The sequence below is a fragment of the Bacteroidota bacterium genome, from assembly GCA_017303905.1.
Classification (GTDB): domain Bacteria; phylum Bacteroidota; class Bacteroidia; order B-17B0; family Aurantibacillaceae; genus JAHEYG01.
This window is the reverse complement of the sequence record JAFLBH010000003.1, coordinates 496234-517037: the sequence shown is the minus strand read 5'-3', so window position 1 is coordinate 517037 and position 20804 is coordinate 496234. Positions and strand designations below refer to the sequence as shown.

At 36.6% G+C, this 20804-nt stretch carries 16 protein-coding genes; 5 read left to right on the top strand and 11 right to left on the bottom strand.

What is annotated here, in order from left to right; translation table 11 throughout:
* Positions 1–375: 375 nt before the first annotated feature.
* The 9 genes from J0L69_12880 to J0L69_12840 all read right to left on the bottom strand — a co-directional run bounded on the left by J0L69_12880 (position 376) and on the right by J0L69_12840 (position 9765).
* Entirely contained in the window at positions 376–1563 is a 1188-nt protein-coding gene (locus tag J0L69_12880) for a hypothetical protein (GenBank protein ID MBN8694082.1), read from the bottom strand.
* A gap of 51 nt (positions 1564–1614) precedes the next feature.
* On the bottom strand, positions 1615–1986 hold the full coding sequence (locus J0L69_12875) for an endonuclease domain-containing protein (protein MBN8694081.1): 372 nt from the start codon (positions 1984–1986) through the stop codon (positions 1615–1617).
* Positions 1987–2435: 449 nt separating this feature from the next.
* Entirely contained in the window at positions 2436–2759 is a 324-nt protein-coding gene (locus tag J0L69_12870) for a hypothetical protein (protein ID MBN8694080.1), read from the bottom strand.
* The gene (locus J0L69_12865; GenBank protein ID MBN8694079.1) at positions 2752–3027 is read right to left on the bottom strand and encodes a hypothetical protein; all 276 of its coding nucleotides are present in this window, start codon (positions 3025–3027) and stop codon (positions 2752–2754) included. The genes J0L69_12870 and J0L69_12865 overlap by 8 nt, the downstream gene beginning before the upstream one ends.
* On the bottom strand, positions 3024–3260 hold the full coding sequence (locus J0L69_12860) for a hypothetical protein (GenBank protein ID MBN8694078.1): 237 nt from the start codon (positions 3258–3260) through the stop codon (positions 3024–3026). The genes J0L69_12865 and J0L69_12860 overlap by 4 nt, the downstream gene beginning before the upstream one ends.
* Complete coding sequence (locus J0L69_12855; protein MBN8694077.1) at positions 3257–3589, bottom strand: hypothetical protein; 333 nt, start codon at positions 3587–3589, stop codon at positions 3257–3259. Before J0L69_12855 ends, J0L69_12860 begins: the two co-directional genes overlap by 4 nt.
* 47 nt (positions 3590–3636) lie before the next feature.
* Positions 3637–4008 (bottom strand): hypothetical protein, encoded by a 372-nt coding sequence (locus J0L69_12850; GenBank protein ID MBN8694076.1) that lies wholly within the window; start codon positions 4006–4008, stop codon positions 3637–3639.
* Entirely contained in the window at positions 3996–8249 is a 4254-nt protein-coding gene (locus J0L69_12845) for a fibronectin type III domain-containing protein (GenBank protein MBN8694075.1), read from the bottom strand. Before J0L69_12845 ends, J0L69_12850 begins: the two co-directional genes overlap by 13 nt.
* 802 nt (positions 8250–9051) lie before the next feature.
* Positions 9052–9765, bottom strand: a complete 714-nt coding sequence (locus tag J0L69_12840) for a hypothetical protein (protein MBN8694074.1) — start codon at positions 9763–9765, stop codon at positions 9052–9054.
* Positions 9766–9999: 234 nt separating this feature from the next.
* On the opposite strand from J0L69_12840, the gene J0L69_12835 reads away from it, so the two are divergent.
* Both J0L69_12835 and J0L69_12830 read left to right on the top strand, forming a co-directional pair.
* Positions 10000–10527 carry an adenine phosphoribosyltransferase gene (locus J0L69_12835; GenBank protein ID MBN8694073.1) on the top strand — a complete coding sequence of 176 codons (528 nt, stop codon included), beginning with the start codon at positions 10000–10002 and terminating at the stop codon, positions 10525–10527.
* Between the two features lie 14 nt (positions 10528–10541).
* Positions 10542–11681: an acyl-CoA dehydrogenase family protein gene (locus J0L69_12830; GenBank protein MBN8694072.1), complete on the top strand. Its 1140-nt coding sequence runs from the start codon at positions 10542–10544 to the stop codon at positions 11679–11681.
* 552 nt (positions 11682–12233) lie between these two features.
* Here J0L69_12830 and J0L69_12825 read toward each other — a convergent pair.
* On the bottom strand, positions 12234–13673 hold the full coding sequence (locus J0L69_12825) for a glycosyltransferase family 39 protein (protein MBN8694071.1): 1440 nt from the start codon (positions 13671–13673) through the stop codon (positions 12234–12236).
* A 70-nt stretch (positions 13674–13743) separates the two neighbouring features.
* Between J0L69_12825 and J0L69_12820 the strand changes: the two genes are divergently transcribed.
* The 3 genes from J0L69_12820 to J0L69_12810 all read left to right on the top strand — a co-directional run bounded on the left by J0L69_12820 (position 13744) and on the right by J0L69_12810 (position 19213).
* Complete coding sequence (locus tag J0L69_12820) at positions 13744–14565, top strand: CDP-alcohol phosphatidyltransferase family protein (protein MBN8694070.1); 822 nt, start codon at positions 13744–13746, stop codon at positions 14563–14565.
* Between the two features lie 104 nt (positions 14566–14669).
* Positions 14670–15932, top strand: coding sequence for a methionine adenosyltransferase (locus tag J0L69_12815; protein ID MBN8694069.1), 1263 nt, complete (start codon positions 14670–14672; stop codon positions 15930–15932).
* A gap of 164 nt (positions 15933–16096) precedes the next feature.
* Positions 16097–19213, top strand: coding sequence for a T9SS type A sorting domain-containing protein (locus J0L69_12810; protein ID MBN8694068.1), 3117 nt, complete (start codon positions 16097–16099; stop codon positions 19211–19213).
* A 49-nt stretch (positions 19214–19262) separates the two neighbouring features.
* Here J0L69_12810 and J0L69_12805 read toward each other — a convergent pair whose 3' ends face one another.
* Positions 19263–20687, bottom strand: coding sequence for a hypothetical protein (locus J0L69_12805; protein MBN8694067.1), 1425 nt, complete (start codon positions 20685–20687; stop codon positions 19263–19265).
* Positions 20688–20804: the final 117 nt, after the last annotated feature.

The following is a 20804-nucleotide window of genomic DNA, read 5'->3' as shown; positions in this document are numbered from 1 at the left end:
TCTTTAACATATTTAACCACCTCCTTACAGATTCCTACAAAATCGTTATTACTTTTAAGAATTTCTAGCTTTTCTTTTGATTCTTTTATTAAGGCATTTTGATTCATATTTATAAATATCTGGAATTAGGTTAAAAGACATGCGTCTAAATATTAGATTAAAGGGTTAAAGACATGCGTATACCTTTGAGGCACGAAAAGGTATCTGAATAATGTCTGAAAGACATGCGACTAAATATTAGATGTCTTTGGTTAAAGACATGCGTAATTAAGGTACTAAGGGGAGATGTCACGCAGTGACAGAGGAGTGACAGAAGGGTTTGTGAAAAAGGTGTCACCTTAAGTTACTCAAAAGAAATACTTTTATTCTTTGAGTTTATTGAAAACCAAAAAAGACTTTGTGTTTATTGTAATTCAAGGCTTCTCTTTCAACTAATTTTTTTAAAATTTTCATTGGTTCATCCGTAGCATAATTATTTCCGGTAAAATACTTAGTTTCTTTCTCGATGATGCTGTAGTAATTCATGGCTTTTTCAAAATCATCATTAAATAAATAAGCCAGAACCAAATTCCTTCTCATTTTGGCTTTAAATTCATTTAAATCTTTTTCGTCTTTAAATTCAGTGTGATATTTACTGTCATTAAGCATTGCTTCCCAAATACGAATAAGTTTAAGTGCATTGGATTTGGCACTGGTACAATGCCAATTAAGATGGCGATTGTATTTTATATTTGTCTCCATGGTGTCAACTATAGCACGCATAAGATCAACGGTTGTGTCGCAAGCATCAAAAATTTTATTTTTCGATTTCACCCAATAGTAATGTATGGATAGTGGTGCCGACTTATAACCATATCTTGATGTGACAATCATTGCCATTTGATCCATGCAATTCTTAACCAAAGTTTTTTTGGCTAAAGCATAAAGGTTTTTTGAGTTTTGATTATAGTCTAAATCTAATTCCGGTTTGCTGGCAAATCCGCGTGCGCCGGCTTTATCGCCATATGCATTATATTTAAAATCTTGAGGATATACAGTTAATTTTGGTTCATTGATTATAGTGTCGAATATGACTTTGTTTTGTTTTTGGTCGGTTACTTTAATTGAATATTCAAATTTGAATCTGATTTTAGAAGCGAATAAATTTTCCGTGGCATTAGTCTGTGGATTTGTAGTTGCAGAATTGTAATCTACTTTGTCTACAATTTCAATATTACCAAAAGATACATTAATAGTTAGATCTTGGGTTTCCTCTCCCGGAGTAGTTTTTACTTCTTTACCACCAACTACCATTCCGCCGATTAATATTCCGCCTTTAACTTCAGGTTTTGTTATATTTTTTAATCCACCTATATATTGTTCGGCAACATACATGTATTTTCCGTCTAACGGAACACCATCGGTTGCATGCGATTCGGGAAATATTTTATAGGTGTTGTATTTGGAATCAGGCAGTACTGTTGGAAGATATTCGTATTGCATGGTCCACATTTTTGTTTTAATATTTTGTGAACTGAGTGAAATAAAACTTAATACAAAGCAGGATGTTAATAGTTGTTTCATATAGTTGTTTTTTAATAAATTAAACTTAAACTTAAATGAGGTGTAAAAATATTATTTTTTATTTATTCTGAAATTATTTTTGATTTCATTTAATACGGATTCATGGAATTTAAAAACAGCGGAATTTTCAAATCTAATTATGCGAATACCTATACTCTTTAAATACTCCTCACGTGTTTGGTCGTGTTTAATTCCTTCTTCCGTAAAGTGATGTGCACCGTCGAGTTCAATGGCTAATTTTTCTTCTAAGCAATAAAAATCCAGAATGTAATTTCCAACGCTGTATTGTCGTCTGAATTTTTTTCTTTCCAGTTGTCTGTTTTTAAGAGAGCGCCACAAAACCGATTCAGCGGGAGTAGATTTGTTTCGTAAATTTTTCCGAAAGCCTTCTATTTCTTTTTTGTTATAGAGTTGAGTAGACATACGGACAAAATTAAAGTGATAGATGAGAGATTGATTGCTATAAATTGTAGTAAAAGCAGAAAGTGAAAAAAGTGGATACGGTTTTTCTGATAAGGGGGGTGATCCAACTTACGGTGTGAGCTGTGTAATGTGTCAGGACCCCATGTCCTGGTGTATCAAGACTCCATGACTGGGGTGTAACATACCCCTCCCGGCATGAGCTGTGTAATGTGTCAGGACCCCCACGCCCTTCGGGCACTCCCCCTTAGCAAGGGGGAGAAGGATGAACTTATCTAAGAAATTAATTTATGCGAAGAGATTAGAATACTAATGCTAGGGTGTAAAATGCAGCTTATTAAAAAACGTGCTGTTAGTTCTCCCCTTTATAAGGGGAGATGTCCGCAGGACAGAGGGGTAGTATTTATAATGTTAACGCAAAATAATAGAATCAATGCTCTCTTGATATGATATTAATTCGAAAGAGTTTCAAGATATCTTTTAATAGTGTTTAATAAAAAAAGAATATTTTTTTCACTAAACCATTCTATGTTTACTAGTAAAGGTTCAAAACCTACTAGGTTAATTTCAATGTTATTAATAATTAGCTTGTAAGTTAAATCACCTCTATCGCTTAATAGTGATACAATTTTATTATTGTAAGAAAAAATGATTGAAAAACTCATGCCGTAATTTTCAGCCTCATTGATCACAAAATTATTTAAATGTTGGTTTAAATAAGATTCGACAACTTTTTTAGCAGTATTAAAACTTAAAAAATTTTTATTATCAAACATATTGTTTCAGAAGTTCATTTAACTCCTCAAGTTTTCTTAGAGCTTCTTTATTGTTGATTCCATCATATATTATTCTTGGTGCGAACCACACACTCCATTCAATTAAATTTTTTAAGTCTTCTGAATTGTTGATAAGAGCACTTTTTAATTTCAGGAATTCATTTACTAAGAAGTCGCAATTGTATAAGTGAGCGGGATAGTTACCACAATGTCCTTTAATTAAAATTATTAAACTGTCAATATTCTTTAATACCAGTTCCTTCATCATCTTTGAAAATTTTCAATAAATCTCCCGGCGAATCTTTTGGAATTTGATTGTATTTCTAAAGCTAGTTTGTCTATATAAGTTTCTTCTTTTTTTAGGTAATTTTCTTTTTCTTCTTTATTTAATTCAATAGTCACTTCATAAAGGGCAACACTTCCGCAGATAACGGTCAGATATAATTTGTTATTAAAATGAAACAAACTGTAATTGTAGTCCTTATTAATTAAAAGTTTCATCCTAATTCATTTTCTTTCATCCCAATAAGCATTTCAGTGTAGCCTCTTAGTTTAGCGTGACTTTCTGGAATACATTTTTTAAACACACGTATTTTTTTGCTGAGAATTTCATTTTGTAAATCGAAGTTGTTTTCGTATTCACGTAGGCTGCCTGTGTAGCTAAGTTTAATTAACTCGTTCAATAGCAAAATGCCTAATTCGAGTTCTTCTTTAGTATTTACTCCGTATTGGAAATCATTTAGGAATAGATTTGCTGCATCAGGAATTAGTTGATACTTGTGTGAATTGTTTTCAGACTTATATGTTTTAATTAGTTGAAAAATTGTCACAATAAATTAATTTATTTGCGGGCTATTTGGTTAAAATTTAAAAGAATTCAAGATTGATTAAATGCACTTTGTACTTTCTCAATAAAATTGTTAAATTCTTCTATTTGACTTTCGCTAAATCCCATTCCTTCAAATTCCCTTGGATCTATATTAATTGATTTAAGTTGATCTAAAGAATTAAAATGTTCGTTTGAATTTATTAGGTCAAGGTCAGTTTGTAACTTTATTAAAAGCGTATTTTCTTTCTTAAATCGTTCAATTAGATATTCTTGTTTTTCATTAAGTGTAGAGTCATGCAGTGATGATGGAAGTGTTTGATTGATTTTCCAATTCGGTAATTTGGTAATTCTATTTGAAAATTCGTTTAAATAAAAATCAATCTTATTTCGAAATAAATCTTTTATTCTTAGTTTGTCCATGGAGCTAATTTAATACTTGTTACGATATTAGATACTTGTTGTTGATTTTGTGAAAAATTAATTATTATTTGTTCGGAATTTCCTTTTAAAAAGAAACTTGAAGTATTACTAGATGCTGGTTGCTTAGCCGCTTTGCCATACCAACCAATTAATCCTGAAGAAGGCACCTCAATTTCTATAATCTTACTCATTCCATTCCATTCCGGCATTACTGCTGTCCCTTCAATAATATCGGTGATTTGAGTTGGTTTTTCAAATGTCCAAAACGATCCGTTAGGTAAAGTATTACCAGACATTGTTATATCATCCCATGTTTTATAGCCGTCGAATACTCTATATAATTTGGTTCCTGGTTTTATTTTTATTAATGAAATCCCATTGTTTAAATTTTCTAACACTTCTATTTCATTTCTTTGATTCAAAACGGCATTTTTTACAAATGTTTTGGATTGTGCAGAAGTAAGGTTGAATTGTTTGCCGAAATGATTCTTGTAAATTGTAGTGGTGATGTTATCAACAGAATTAGAAATGAAGTTACCAGGAGTAACGCCCGGTATATTTTCGAAGTCACTAATTATAGAACGTTGATGATTTATGCTTTTTGCGCTCGCAAGTTTATTGTAAAGTTCTGTCTTGTTATTTGAATTAAAGAAGGCAGTTTTCAATTTCGAATCAATTAAACCTTTGTTAATCCATTCGGTTATTTTTGGTTTTGCACCGGTTGGTAATTGAGGCACTAATTCATCAATCCAAGAAAGCGAAGATGATGCTTTCCTATACCCTGCAACAACAGTGTTATTTCCGGCGTCATATTGAACAATCTCTATATCTCCTTTTTTAACTGCGCCAGTTACATCTTCGACATAATTTACATTATCAAGTTTTCCAATTATGGTTCCTTGCACAGAACTTGGTAATTCAGCATTATTAAATTTGATAGCTTTCTTTGTTATATCAATGGTAGCTAAAACAAAGTTTGGATTACCATTTAATTTCAAACATAATTGAAGTCCGGCAGCTGTTTTTACTATACTCTTACCAACTTGACTAAAAGCTTTCGAAACGACTACAGCTGTTTTGTCAACCTCTGCAATGATTTTTGCGATTTTTGCTCCGGCCATCCCGGTAGATAGCGCTGCTTTTACTTCTCCTACACCATAAAACAAAGAAACAATGTCAAACACTAATTTGCCTTGATTGTAGGCACAGGTTCTATCACTACAAAAAGTAGTGTTAGCCCAGCCACCTAAAGATTTCACCAATTCATTATAAATTTTTTTATAGCCTTCAGAACTGCCACAAATTTCTCTTACAAGTTTTATAGTCTCTATTGTTTTTTCTCTAGTTAATGCACAACCGGAAGTAGTCGAATTGTAGCCAAGGGGTGTCCAACAATTAATTAGATCTACTAAATTAACCGCATCCTTTATAGTTAGAAATACTCCATCCAATATTCCACATGCAAATGCACAACCGTAACCACCATCCGGCATGGCATTCAAAACATTGTTGTTCCAAGTGCATTCGGGAATGATGCCATTATAATTTTTGTAAGTATTATAGCAATTAAGTCCAATAATATTTTGTAACCATTTTGCAAAATCAGCCTCGGATAAAGCCGCATCCTCCTCCGTATCAAACCAATTAAACACCATCTGCGAGCTATGCATCTCCTCCCACTGCATCGCGCTCAATTCCACACCTTGCTCTTTGTAATCCATTAAATTGTTGCTGGTGTTTTTGGCAATGGCAGGGAAGCTGTGCTCTAATCCAAATGCGCCGTGTGCTAATTCGTGCGCGAGGTGTTTAACAGAAGCATTCGCCGCTACAAATCCTAATCCACGTCCGCGCACCATGTAGCCTTTTACGGCAGGGTCGTTGAAATTATTTACTACAAAAATATAATAAGCTTCTTTATCGTATAAGCTGTCGTAGCTTTTGTAAGCATCGCGTAAAGCACGCATCTCCGTGCTGTACTTGCTTAATAAATTAGCATCGGCCGCTTCTAATCCGTCATTTCCTAAATTAAAATTGAAATTGCTCTTAGTGGTTACCGACCAATTCACATTGGCTTGCCCAAATAATTTATTCAGCTCATTTTGTACATTGCTTACACTTAAAGCGGCATTGTTAACCGGAACTAATACTAGTTTTCGGTTTTGTTGTTTTAAAGTGACGACATTGAGCTTACCGATTTTTCTAGAATCATAATACGCGTACACACAACCTGCATCGGCCGGCACCGTTACTTCAAAACTGTTCGCTCCTGCTGAGGTATGCACACAGGTTTGTCCGCCGCGCGTTTTGAAACTTAATTTATTCGCGTCAAAGGGAATGATTTTTATCTCTGCCTTTACTTTATCACTGGCATTTTCACCAACACTCTTATAAGGAACAAAATAAGTTTTGCCATTGTTTAATTTAATAGTTTCATAATTATTGAGCCAGGCCGCGTATTGTTTTTTATCGAAACCGAATTGCTGATTGTTGCTCTGCTCGAAGTGCACAATGCAACTGTCTTTGGCATCGATGTTATCGTTTCCATACGTGATATAATTAAACGGACCGGTAATTTTTGGCGGTGGAGGGGTGGTCTGTACGTTATATTGATTGCCTTCTCCGTCACGCACCACCACGATGTTTTGGTTGGGCGGCATGGTAAAACAAGAATCATCGCCTTGTATTTTTACACAAATCTGATTACCGCTCACCCAAATGCTGTCGATTTTCCCGGGAATGTATGATGCGTTTTCTTCTGCAAAATTCTGATCCCATTGCTGCGTCCATGCAGTAATGCCTTCGGTTAAAGCTTCAATGATACCTTGTTGATGTCGGTTGTTATCATCAATGTAAATATTATTGAATTTGACAGCTATTGGAAATCCATACACTTCGGCTGTTCCTTTTCCACTGTACCAGCCCTGCGGACCGTTAGGTGTAATTTGGGAAGCCTTCACTTCAAATTGTCCGCTTTGTATGATTAAACCGGGAATTGCTTTACTCACAGGTAAAGGTTGGGCCTGAAATACGTCCGGCGCAAAAGTTTGATCGCCACAACCATACACCGGCTCGCTCAATGTGCGGAAAGTAGCCACATTACTCCAGTCACCGGTTAAGGCGCTGCCTTCTCCGCGCACGCGTGCTTCATAATCGGTGTTAGGTTCCAGATTATTTACTTTTTCAAAATTGCCGGAGGTATTGTAGTCAAACCAATTTTGTGTGCCTTGTTTTCTAACTTGTAGTTTATAATTGGTGTAAATGCTTTGCGTATTCCAGGTACAATGTCCCATGCGATGTGTGATGCCATTCGCGTTGAGTGTTAAGCTGAGCGCGTTCCCCAATACAGAACTTAAATTTCCGTATACGAAGGTGCAAATCTGACTGTAACCGTTATTCTTAAACCAATCTCTTCCGCTTAAATCACGTGCGCGTACACGCCACACATATTTCATGTATAAATTAAGTGGCGGTTCAGCAATTCCATAATTAAGAAGAGGAAGATTGGTAGTTGTACTGAAAATAGGAGCAGTACTTAAAACAATTTGATTGGGATTAACAGAAGAATCGGGACGCACTTCCCATAATTCAAAATCGTACTCTGTGCTCGTGGCACTATTAGGAGAACCGATGTTTACGGGTGTCCATTGAAACACGATGTTTTGCGGAACTTGCGGCGTAATGTTTTTTGAGCAGAGCGGAAGATTTAAAAAAGGTGGATTGCTAAGCGTGAACCAGGCATTGCTGCAGCTTTGATTACTCACTTGAATTTTTCCCGGATTATAATAATCATAAGCAGTAACACAAATGGAATAAAATCCTTCCGGAAGTGCCATTCTGTTTTCGTATTGCGCTTGATTAATGCCAATGAAATCGAGATTAGCAGAATTAAGATAAGGCGCCAGATCAACACCACTGATGATGGTGGGAATGCCCGGTTGCAAGACAATAGGAGGCGGATTAAAAAGTTGTTTGGTGACGATGCTAAAACCATTTCCTTTTATTTCCAGTTTTAATTTGACGTTATATTGAGGTGTGAGAAAATCATTGAATTGTAAAATGATTTTTAATTTTTCGGAGGAAGGGTCGGCGTAATCGGGAAGGTAGCCGCTGTAAGGCGGGATGAGTTGAGTGCTAAGCTGCACAGGATACACTTGTGCTTTGATGTTAGAAGAGAACAGAAAGAGAACGAAGCAAAGCAGAAGTGAATTTAAAAAGTTGAATATTTTCTTTTGTAAATTCAATTTTCAAAAAAGAGAGTAAAAATAGAAAATTTCTTTTTCTAAAAAAGTTTAGAGAACTGATTTTTCATGGTTTTTTATGGAATGTCATGTCGAGCGGAGTCGAGACATTTATTTCAACACAGAGTTTTGAGGATTAGAGAGCACGGGGTAGTTTTTTGAACACCTGTCATTTAGAGTTTATCCTCCGTAGCGCAGTGAAGTAGGGCGGAGTCGAGACATTTTTTCAACACAGAGTTTTTGAGGATTAGAGAGCACGGAGTAGTTTTATATAAAGTAATTTAAAGTTAAACCCCCTCCCGCTACGCGGACTCCCCCTTAGCAGGGGGAGAGGTTGTCCGTTGCTATAGAAGCCTCATAGTACCACGACTGAATTCGCCCCTGCTAAGAGCTTGTCCCGATTTTATATCGGGAGGAGATGTTACGCATTTACCAGCCGTTGCGGAGCAGGCTGGGGACAGAGGGGTTTATGACAGTGTAGTTTTATATAAAGTTAAAGTCCCTTCCGCTACACGATCCCCGAGCATGTCGAGGTTGGTCCCCGAGCTTGTCGAGGGGCAAGCGAGACATCTTTAATATTATGTATATAGCCCTCTCGCACTTCGGACCCTCCCCCTTAGCAGGATGAGAGGCTGTCCGCTTTTAAAGAAGCTTAATAGTACCACGACTGAATTCCCCCCCTCTCTACCCAAGTAGAGAGGGGGTGGACGAACAAAGTGAGTCCGGGGGTGAGTTAAAAAAGTGCGAGTACAAACAAAAAAGCCCCGAGGTTTACACTCGGGGCTTTTCATCATACATTTTAGTATTAAAGTGCCTTTTTAATTTCGTGCTTTTTGAATTTGTAACGTTTACCTAATGAAATAGGAGCGGGTTGGAATTTGTATGCTACACCAATAGAGTGTTGCATGTAGTTTGCTCCGGTTTTAATAAACGGACCTGCCAATGCGATTTTTGAAACGCTTTGAACTTGAATTCCCCAGCCTTCATAAACCCACACATTAAATCCTAAACCTAAGTTAAGAGAAGCAGTATGGAAATAAGGACCGTGTGCGCGGTAAGTGTAACCTAATCCCATATGAGCGTATGGTTGAAAAATTTCTTGTTCACCAAACATTAAAGCATTTAAATCGTATAATTTATTGAAATCATAAATCGCCGCAGCATCAACACCAATGTACATTTGTCCTGCGCTTGCTAACTCATTATTATTAATTCGATTTCCGCCCGCATATCTGTTATAAGCAACACCCAATTCAACACCCCATCCTTTTTCCTTATCAAGTACTTTTTGACAGAACAAACGACTAGGATATGGAGGAATATTCCAAGATTTATTTACATCAAATAAACTTTTAAAAGGACGACCATCGTCATCAACTACATTCCAACCTCCACCAACTACCCAAGGAGTTTGACGCATTTTCGCAGAAAACTGATACCACCAACGTGAAAACTGCGCGTTAGAGTTTAAGCTTAAACCAATGATGGCAACAATTAAAAGTGTTTTTAAATTTTTCATAATCGTTAAAAAAATTATCAGCATTATTTCGCTAACAAGTAGCAATAATAGTGATAATTAGCGAATTGAACAAAAAAATGACCACTATAATTGAGCATTTTATTTTTAACGACTATTACAGTACCCAAAATCACTAAAAATTGTTTAAATAATTGAAATACAATAATATAAAATTAATTTAATTACGATGCCTAAACAGAATTATTCGAAATTTATTTAATAGTTTTGTAAAGCATGAATTTGCGTGAAGAAATAAATCAAACCATTCGGAGCATTCCTGATTTTCCTAAACCGGGCATTTTGTTTAAAGACATTACACCGCTTTTCGAGAATCAAAAATTATGTACACGCATGGTGGAAGAAATGATTGCGCAAACGCCTTTGAAACCGGACGCTATCATAGGTATTGAAAGTCGCGGTTTTTTGTTTGGTTTTTTAATGGCGAACAAATTAGATGTTCCATTTGTTTTAGTTCGTAAAGCGGGAAAATTGCCTTATAAAACGATTAGTTACAAATACGATTTGGAATACGGTTCGTCGGTGATAGAAATGCACGAAGATGCTTTGAAAAAAAACGCAAATGTTTTAATTCATGATGATCTTTTAGCAACCGGTGGAACCGCTGCGGCCGCTGCCGAATTGGTAAAAATGGCCGGCGCTAAAGTTTCCGGTTTTTCATTCATTGTTGAACTCGAATTTTTAAAAGGAAAAGAAAAATTAAAATCACATTCAAATAATATAACATGTCTGGTACAGTATTAGAACAACAAGTTGGCATGAGCTTTATGCCCAACGAAAATCAGCAAATGATTGCTGATATGATTCGTAAATTCGGAAAAGAACATATCTATCCGCAAATGATGGAGTGGGATGAAGCACAAACTTTTCCTGTTGATGTATTTAAAAAACTAGGTGAACTGGGCCTTATGGGCGTTTTAGTTCCAACTGAATATGGCGGTTCAGGTTTATCGTATACCGAATACGTAACTGCTATTATTGAATTGGGAAAAATTTGCGGCTCTATCGCTTTATCGATGGCAGCTCATAATTCTTTATGTACCGGTCATATTTTAGCTTTCGGTAATGAGGAGCAAAAGAAAAAGTATTTACCAAAATTAGCCACTGCCGAATGGATTGGTGCCTGGGGTTTAACTGAAACCGGTACCGGTTCTGATGCCGGAGGGATGAACACCGTTGCCCGCAAGGATGGCGATTATTATGTGATTAATGGCAGCAAAAACTTTATCACACATGCTATCACCGGAAATGTAGCGGTGGTGATTGTTCGTACCGGCGAAAAAGGCGACAGCCACGGTATGAGCGCGTTTATCATTGAGAAAGGTACACCCGGTTTTAAATCAGGTAAGAAAGAAAATAAATTGGGTATGCGTGCCAGCGAAACAGCTGAATTAATTTTCGAAGATTGCCGCGTTCACAAAGATCAAATGTTAGGTAAAGAGGGTGAAGGATTTATTCAAGCGATGAAAGTATTGGATGGCGGACGTATCAGTATTGCTGCATTAAGCTGTGGTATTGCACGTGGTGCCTATGAGTGTGCTTTGAAATACAGTAAGGAACGTCACCAATTCGGAAAAGCCATTGCTACATTCCAGGCCATCAGCTTTAAATTAGCGGATATGGCAACTGAGTGTGAGGCTGCAGAATTGTTAACGTTTAAAGCGGCCGACTTAAAAAATAAAGGTCAGAAAATGACGAAAGAAGGCGCTATTGCAAAATATTACGCTTCGGAAGTATGCGTGAGAAATAGTACAGAAGCCGTACAAATTTTCGGCGGTTACGGATTTACAAAAGATTTCCCGGCCGAAAAATATTACCGCGACAGTAAGTTGTGTACTATCGGTGAAGGAACCAGTGAAATTCAAAAACTGGTAATTTCCCGCGAACTGTTAAAGTAATTGTTCTAGTTAACACCGTTGGTGTTTTAGTTTATTTGTGTTTAAAGCTGCTCTTTGTTTGGAGCAGCTTTTTTATTTTCAAGTAATTTCTTATAAGCAAAGGAAGTTTAAGATGGATTGTCATGTCGAGCGGAGTCGAGACATCTTTTTGATATAAAGTTTAACCCCCTCCCGCTGCGCGGACTCCCCTCCATCGATTATCCCGATAGCTATCGGGACGGGACAGGCCTTAGCAGGGGGAGAGGCTGTCCGTTTCTAAAAAACTCAATAGTACCACGACTGAATTCTCCCCTGCTAAGAGCTTGTCCCGATTTTACATCGGGAGGAGATGTCACGTAGTGACAGAGGGGTTTTATATATTTAAAACAGTTTGAGATTAAACCCCTTCCCGCTGCGCGGACTCCCCCTTAGCAGGGGGAGAGGCTGTCCGTTTCTAAAAAACTCAATAGTACCACGACTGAATTCTCCCCTGCTAAGAGCTTGTCCCGATTTTACATCGGGAGGAGATGTCACGTAGTGACAGAGGGGTTATGACAGAGGGGTTAGCAGCAATCAATTTACTTTTAATACAACTGTTTTAGTTATCGGATACATTTTTATGGCGGTAAATTTAATAGCTCGTTTTTTATAGTAAGATAAATTGTAAGGCGGATACAAAATCAAATAATCCATATCATCCAATAAATCTTTTTCTATCCATTCTTTACTTTCATCGTAGGTGTTTAATTGCGATCCTTTGAACGGATATTTATAATCATCGCTGGGCTGATAGTAATTAATGAAAACGCCAAAATGTTCATGACACATTCCTACATTCTTTGCTCCTAATTTTTTTACTAGATCAAAACATTGTTTGGATTCGCTCTGATGATAAAAATCAAACGTATGTGTAAACTGTATGTTTTTAATAAAGTTCGACGCTAACAAGATACCAATTAAAAGGAAAATATAATTAAGCGGTTTGTTGCGTTGTGATACATAATTACAAAAACAAATCAGATTGATACAAAGAAGTGGAAATAAAGAAAGCGCTGAACGGTAATAAGGATACATCACGCCTGCAAAAACATGATTAATGATTTGCAGACCTAAAAATAAAACCAAAATAAGGGAAGCGTAAAAATAGATTTGGTTTTGGTGTTTCTTTCTAAAAAACAATCCGATTCCCACCGAAAAAATCAGCCAAACTAACATCATGACGGCAGGAATAATTAAAAGCGAATTCTTCTCTCCCAGATTTAAATAAAACAAACTGTCGATGGCCGAGGCAAAAACGCCTTCAAATAAATTGCTTGTGCCTAGTAATAAATCATTCGAACAGCGTTTGATAAATAACAGCGCGCGTAAAACCAGAAGAGCAAAGCCCATTGCAATAAAAAGATGCCAATAGAAATTTTTGTTTTTAAAGAAAGCGAGTCCTTTCTGAAAGTAATTCTCATAAAAAAACACTAAGGAAAAAGCACTCAAAAAATAAAAGAAATTGAAATTGGCAATGGCGGCGAGTCCTGCTGAAGTTAAAGCAATAAATGCGTTTTTATTGGAACTCTCTTTTTTGTGTTTTAGAAAAAAATAAAATGCCAGGCACTCGAAGAACATTCCTGAAACATAACCGCGCGCCAAAACAAAATAGTCGAGTACAAAGGGATTTAAACATAAAACCGTAAAGGCTAAAAATTGCAGTCTGTAGTCTTCGAGTTTTCTGATAAACCCATATGCTAAGGTTAATAGTCCACCGGCACACACAATACTGAACCAACGTAATCCCCACGCACTTTCCAAACCGAATAAAGACGCGATTTTCATGGCCGCAGAGTTGAGCCAATGCGAATTGGCGTTACATAAGAATTGCGCGTACCAAAATTGTTTGATGTTTAAAAATGAATAGGCTTCATCATGCGTAAAATCCAGATTCACGGCACGCGCGCAAACAAAAAGAAACACCAGCGTTACAGAACTTAATAGTATAACATGGTTTTTGTTTGTTTTAAACATGGTTTAAATATAGTAAAAGCCAAGGTTTAATAGGGAAACGTATTTGATAAATAGTATCTTTACATCAGTTTTGAAAATCAAACAACATATTCCCAATGCAATCACCTGCGGTAATTTGGTGTGCGGTTGTTTAGCCATTGTACAAGCTTTTAATGGTAATTTAGTATGGGCAGCTTATTTAGTTGGTATAGCAGCCGTGCTTGATTTTTTCGATGGATTTGCTGCGCGTTTATTAAAAGTAAGTTCGGCGATTGGAAAAGATTTAGATAGCCTCGCGGACATGGTTACATTTGGAGTGGTGCCGGGTGTGGTAATGTTTCAAATGATTCGCATGAGCAATCTATGGGATTTGTCCATTGAGAGTCATGGAGATTTTGGTGCGTTTTTGGAGAATCAATATATAAATAATCCATGGTCTTATATTGCGTTTTTGATTCCGGTTTTTTCTGCATTGCGCTTAGCGAAATTTAATAACGATACCCGTCAGAGTGATTCTTTCATTGGAGTTCCTACACCTGCTAATGCCATTTTGATTTGTTCCGTTGCTTTAATAGTAAGTTTATATCCAATACATTTTAGAACATCTATTGCTCCTTCAATAGAGGCCTCTTATAGCTTTTATTATTATATAGTAAGTTTGTTTAATAGTACATCTTTTTTAATAATTACAACTATTGTTTGTAGTATCTTATTAGTAGCCCCAATTCAACTCATCGCATTAAAATTTAAAAATTTCGGATGGAAAGGAAATGAAGTCCGTTTCGTGTTTCTGATTTTGGCGCTTGTGTTATTGTCGGTATTTCAATACATGGGAATTCCTTTTGTGATTTTGTTTTATGTGTTATTGTCTGTCATCAATAACCTTCTTGTAGGCAAAAAAAGCGAAAACTAAAGGATTCGCCGTATAGGACTTGAAGGCTTAAATTTTCTTAAAAAAACCCTTTTTGATTTCAAACCTTAAATAGTATATTAGCACCTCAATTCTAAAAACAAATTATGGGATATCTATTCACCTCCGAATCAGTTTCTGAAGGTCATCCGGATAAAGTGGCCGATCAAATATCAGACGCGTTAATTGATAACTTTTTAGCTATCGATCCGCAAAGTAAAGTGGCTTGCGAAACTTTAGTTACAACCGGACAGGTTGTATTAGCAGGCGAAGTAAAATCAAAAGCTTATTTGGATGTTCAGGACATCGCGCGTGATGTAATCGCAAAAATCGGTTACACCAAAGCGGAATATATGTTTGAAGCAAAATCTTGCGGTATCCTTTCTGCTATTCACGAACAATCTTCTGATATCAATCAGGGTGTGGATAAGAAAAAGAAAGAAGAGCAAGGTGCAGGTGATCAAGGTATGATGTTTGGTTATGCAACTAACGAAACAGATAATTACATGCCGTTACCTTTGGATTTAGCTCACCGATTATTATTAGAGTTAGCTGCTATCCGTAAGGAAGGTAAGCAAATGAAATATTTACGTCCGGATGCAAAATCACAGGTAACTATCGAGTATAACGATAACAACCAACCGGTACGTATTGATACAATTGTAATTTCAACACAACACGATGATTTTACAAACGGTAATCAAACGAAGATGCAGGAGCAAATCACGAAGGATGTAAAAACTATTTTAATTCCACGTGTATTAAAAGGTTTAAAAACATCTTTACATAAATTATTCAACGATAAAATCACGTATCATATCAACCCAACCGGTAACTTCGTAATTGGTGGTCCGCATGGTGATACAGGATTAACCGGTCGTAAAATTATCGTAGATACTTACGGTGGAAAAGGTGCTCACGGTGGTGGAGCTTTCTCCGGAAAAGATCCTTCTAAAGTAGACCGTTCTGCAGCCTATGCAACGCGTCATATCGCGAAAAACTTAGTAGCTGCAGGTGTATGCGATGAGGTGTTAGTACAAGTTTCTTACGCTATCGGTGTTGCTAAACCTTGTGGTATTTATGTAAATACATACGGAACTGCGAAAGTAAAAATGAGTGACGGTGAAATTGCTAAGATTGTTGAGCAGGTATTTGATATGCGTCCGTATTTTATCGAACAACGTTTGAAATTACGTACACCAATGTATAGCGAAACTGCTGCTTACGGACATATGGGTCGTAAGAACGAGGTAGTAAATAAAACATTCAGAGTACCGGGTGGAAAAACAATCACAAAAAAGGTGGAGTTGTTTACTTGGGAAAAATTGGATTATGTGCCAAAAGTTAAAAAGGCATTTAAATTAAAATAATCTAATCCCATTCTAATATGAGTAAAGAACCATCCCGCAAACGGGGTGGTTTTTTATTTTAATTAGGATGATTTAACATTTAATTATTAACAGTACTGAAAAAGTTAGAGGTAGCTAAACAATAATGACCTAATTTTGTTGTCCATTTTAATAACTAATAAAATATGAGAAAATCTACTTTTAACTTTTCATTTTTCTTGTTGATATTTCTGTATTTGAGCAGTCAAGCTCAGGTAACAGCAACTCTATCAATCGGAACAGGAGTGAACACATCCTTGGGCCTAAATTGGCATCCAATTTACCGCTCAAGTACATCAAGCACTTTTGACTTTAGCCGTGCGGCCTTTTTATATGATGCAACTGAGTTAGGCTTGGCAGGCTTACCGCCTAATGCAACAATTACAGCTGTTGAGTGGGATAAGAGTACAACAGGTGCTACAGCCTCTAATTCGGCTGCGGTTGTATTTAATATCTTAATGAAAAACTCTGCTCTAACATCTTATACAGGTACTACCTCATGGGGTGTGTTGTCAACAGGAGCTTCAACTGCTTATGCTACAACATCTCAAAATATACCTGCAACTACAGGGTTTTTAAGTTTTAACCTCAGTTCCCCATTTGTATATACCGGCGGTGCTTTGGAAATACTTACAGATTGGGATATTTCAGCACTAACCGGTAATCCAACTACAGGTGGATTTGGTTGGAATGGGGGAGCAGTTACAGGACGGGTATTAGGAACTTCTGCATCTACAAGTTTAACCGGAACATCTAACTTAACTACTCAATCTACTCGTCCAAATATTCGAATTGTTTACAGTTATATTCCACTTCCTACCGATGTAGGAATGCAAAATTTAGTTAGTCCGTTAACAACAGGTTGTTATGGTGCCAATGAAAATGTAATTGCCACCATCATGAATAATGGTACTAATGCACAGTCAAATATTCCTGTAACAGTTGTTGTTTCAGGAGCAGTTAGTCAAACATTAAATACAACCTTTACTGGTCCTTTAGCTGCCGGTGCAAGTGCTACTGTTAACGTTGGAACCTTAAATATGACTACAGCCGGAACATATTCTTTTAATGGTTTTACGTCATTGGCAGGTGATGGAAATACTATGAATGATGCAATGGCTCAAACTACTCGTACAGTAATCGCTGTATCTTCATTACCTCAGGCTGTAAGTTTTACAGGTTATACAGGCGCTAATTTAGCTACACCATTCCCGTTATGGAGTGAGGCTACAGGTTCGGTTGTACCAGGTGGTACAACTTCAACATGGACTTCTCAAACCGGATTAAACGGGGTAGGAAATATTACTGCAAGAATTAATTTACTTGCTGTTTCCAAAGAAGACTGGATTTTAGGACCGAAGTTTACAGCAACATCAGCTTCTCAAATTACTTTTGATGCAGCTATAACAGGTGTAGGAGCATTAACAACTTATAGTGCAATGGGAAGTGATGATATGGTTCGTGTAATGGTGTCAACAGATTGTGGCACAACTTACGCCCCAATATTTACCGTTAGCGCTACTAATAGTTTAACATCAACATTTACGAATTTTGTTGTTTCTTTAAGTGCTTATGCGGGTCAGGATATTATAGTAGGTTTCCTTGCAACTGATGGGCCTGTGAATGACATTGAGTCTTATGATTTTCATTTAGATAATATTAATATCTACAACCCTGTGGCAAATGACGCAGGCGTGAGTGCTCTAGTTACACCGGGTACTATCGGTTGTTATGGTGCGTCTGAAAATGTAGCGGTAACATTAAATAACTACGGATCTAATGCAATCAGTAATATTCCTGTTACAGTAATTGTATCAGGTGCGGTTAGTCAAACAATTAATGCAACGTATACAGGTACAATTGCACCAAGTGCGACTGCTAACTTTACGGTTGGGACTTTAAATATGACAACAGCCGGAACGTATTCGTTCGATGCATCAACAGGTTTAGTGGGTGATGGTAATACATCGAATGATAACATGGTGCAGGTAACCAGAACTCAGGTTGCTCCTGTTTCAGTTCCTCAGTCGGTAGACTTTACCGGATTTACCGGCGCGAATTTAAATACTGTATTCCCAAATTGGGGTGAGGCAGCAGGTGCGCCAACTCCGGGTGGTACAACATCCTTATGGACAACTCAAACCGGATTGAATGGTGTAGGCAACATTACAGCAAGAATAAATTTATACACAACAACACGTAACGAATGGATTGTTGGTCCGAAAATTACTGCCGGCTCTTCTTCACAAATTACTTTTGATGCTGCGGTAACAGATTGGAATAGTACAACTGTAGCTGCTACAATGGGAAGTGATGATATGGTTCGTGTAATGGTGTCAACTGATTGCGGTGTTACTTATGCTCCAATTTACACGCTTAGCGTTACTAATAGTTTAACTACTACTTTCACCAACTTCACAGTGTCTTTAGGTGCTTATGCGGGACAAGATATCATTGTAGCGTTTTATGCAACGGATGGACCGGTGAATGATATTGAGGATTACGATTTCCATTTGGATAACATTAATATCTGTACAACGCCATCCGCTCCTTCTTCACCAGTGGCGACAGGAATCTGTACAGGAACTACGGCCACCATCAGTTCGGGTGCGGTTAGTGGAACTCCGTACTGGTATAATGTTCCTACAGGAGGAACTGTAGTATCAACATCAACAGTTTACACAACACCTACATTAACAGCAAATACTACTTATTATGTAGCCGACTCTACCGGTTGCGGAATTGGTCCGCGTACGCCTGTAACCATCACGGTGAGTCCGGTTCCGTCGTTAACTGTAAGTACAAGTGATACTGTGTTATGTTTAGGTAATACAGCAACCTTAACTGTAACCGGAGCTACAACATATTCTTGGACAGGCGTTGGTGCAGGTTCATCTGTTGTAGTAACACCAACTGCTACAACTGTGTATACAGTTACCGGATCAAACACAGGTTGTGATGCTACTACAACAATTAATCAGGTTGTATCGGCATGTACCGGAATAGAGAATACATTAGTTAACAGCAATGGAATTAATTTATTTCCAAATCCAACCCAAGGTGATGTAACAATCATTGTAAGCAACGTAACAGAAGGAATGAAGCTTGAAGTTTATGATGCTGTTGGAAAAAGAATAATGATAAAATCATTGAATGAAAACAGAACAACTTTATCATTAAGTGAGCTGGAAAGCGGCATTTATGTTTACAAGATTTATAATGTAAACGGAGCCGTAAAAGTTGGAAAGTTGATTAAGGAGTAATTCTAATTGAACTAAGTTTTAAAAAGCCCCGTGATTTCACGGGGCTTTTTTAATTCTTTAAATAGAGTAAAGGATTGAAGTGTAAATAGAATTCCTTTTTTTCTTTGAGCAAATTGTTTTCAATTTCCGATATGAGATTTTTGTAGTGTTTATTTTCTTCCGGTTCGCGTATTAATTTACTAAAGTAAACAGGTATCTGATGCGCAAAGCCAAAAACAAGTTCTTCCTTTTGAAGATATTTTTTAAACGTGTTTAACTTAGATTCAAGTAACTCGACATTACCCAAGCGAAAGTGCACAACTAGTTCGGCCATCATGGTTAATTGATAAATATCTTTCCGTGTACTGTCGGAGTTTTTTAAAACGAGATTGATATAGCGAATAGCCTTTCTTGGATAATCACCACTCAGATTAAAAAGAACGAATTGATAAGCAGAAGCCAAAAATTGATCTTTTGGAAGGTATTCACGAATCTCGTTGAATTTTTTTTCTGCATCTTCTACTTGCGCGATGCGATGACGTAAAAGCCTTGCGTTAATAATTAAATCCATGCGTATAAGTGAAAACAAAGTAAAGCTTTCGATTTTCGTTGCAATGTTTTTATTGAGAATAGAGGAAGATAATTTAAGTTGCCATACATCAAGTAAAGATTCGGCCTCCTTAATTTGGTTTTTATGATTTAATGCTATACAATAATTCCGAATGGATTTTAGAAACTCAATGGTATTTGTTTTAATGAGTTCTTTGTTTTCATCAAAAATATCAATGGCTCGTTTCGAGTATTTTACGGCTTCATCTACATTACGTTTTTTTATGGATTCATAACCTTTGATTTTGTTGTAGAGTATTTTCGCCATCGGGCTAATTGCTTGTTCCTCGTTTGTAAGAAAATCAGAATATTGTTTATCGGTGTAATTATTCCGATTCTCAAAAAAATAGGAAGAAGAGTTTTCGTATTTAGACGCCGCCCAAAGTAATTCGTAGTTAATAAGGTTGGTGTACTCATCTGATAAAACTTTAAGTTGTGCTTTATCGGATTCGAATTGTTGCGCAAGATAGTTTACATCGCCATGATTAACCGCGTTCATCAATCGCAATTCGATAGCCTCTACTTTAATGAGATGATTGGTGTCGGAAGGGTTTTCCAGTATTTTTCCAATGAGTTTTTCGGCTTCTTCTGAATTTCCCTTATGAAAAAGCAATTTAGCGCGATTCAAGTTAATGTAATCAATGTTGTAGTTGTTTAAATTTTCACGATGGTATTCCGCTAAAATATCGAGCAATTTATAGTATAAGCGAGTTGTGTTGCCTTTTATTTTAGGGATGTATTTTTTTCTGGCAGTGCTTTTTTCGATTTCTAAAAAGTCTTGCAGATTAATAGTGTCTTTACCTGAAAATGTTTTTAGATACAAATGAATGTATCTTTTTTCGGATTTATTGAGTGTTTGAATGAAATCAACAATCTGCTTACTCATTGTTAATTGTTTATTGGTTAAAATAAGGAGTTGGTCGTGGTTTTAAAAGGATTTAAATTAGAAAATAACATTTGAAATGTAAAATTATACTTTGTAAAGTATTGTAAATTAATATAA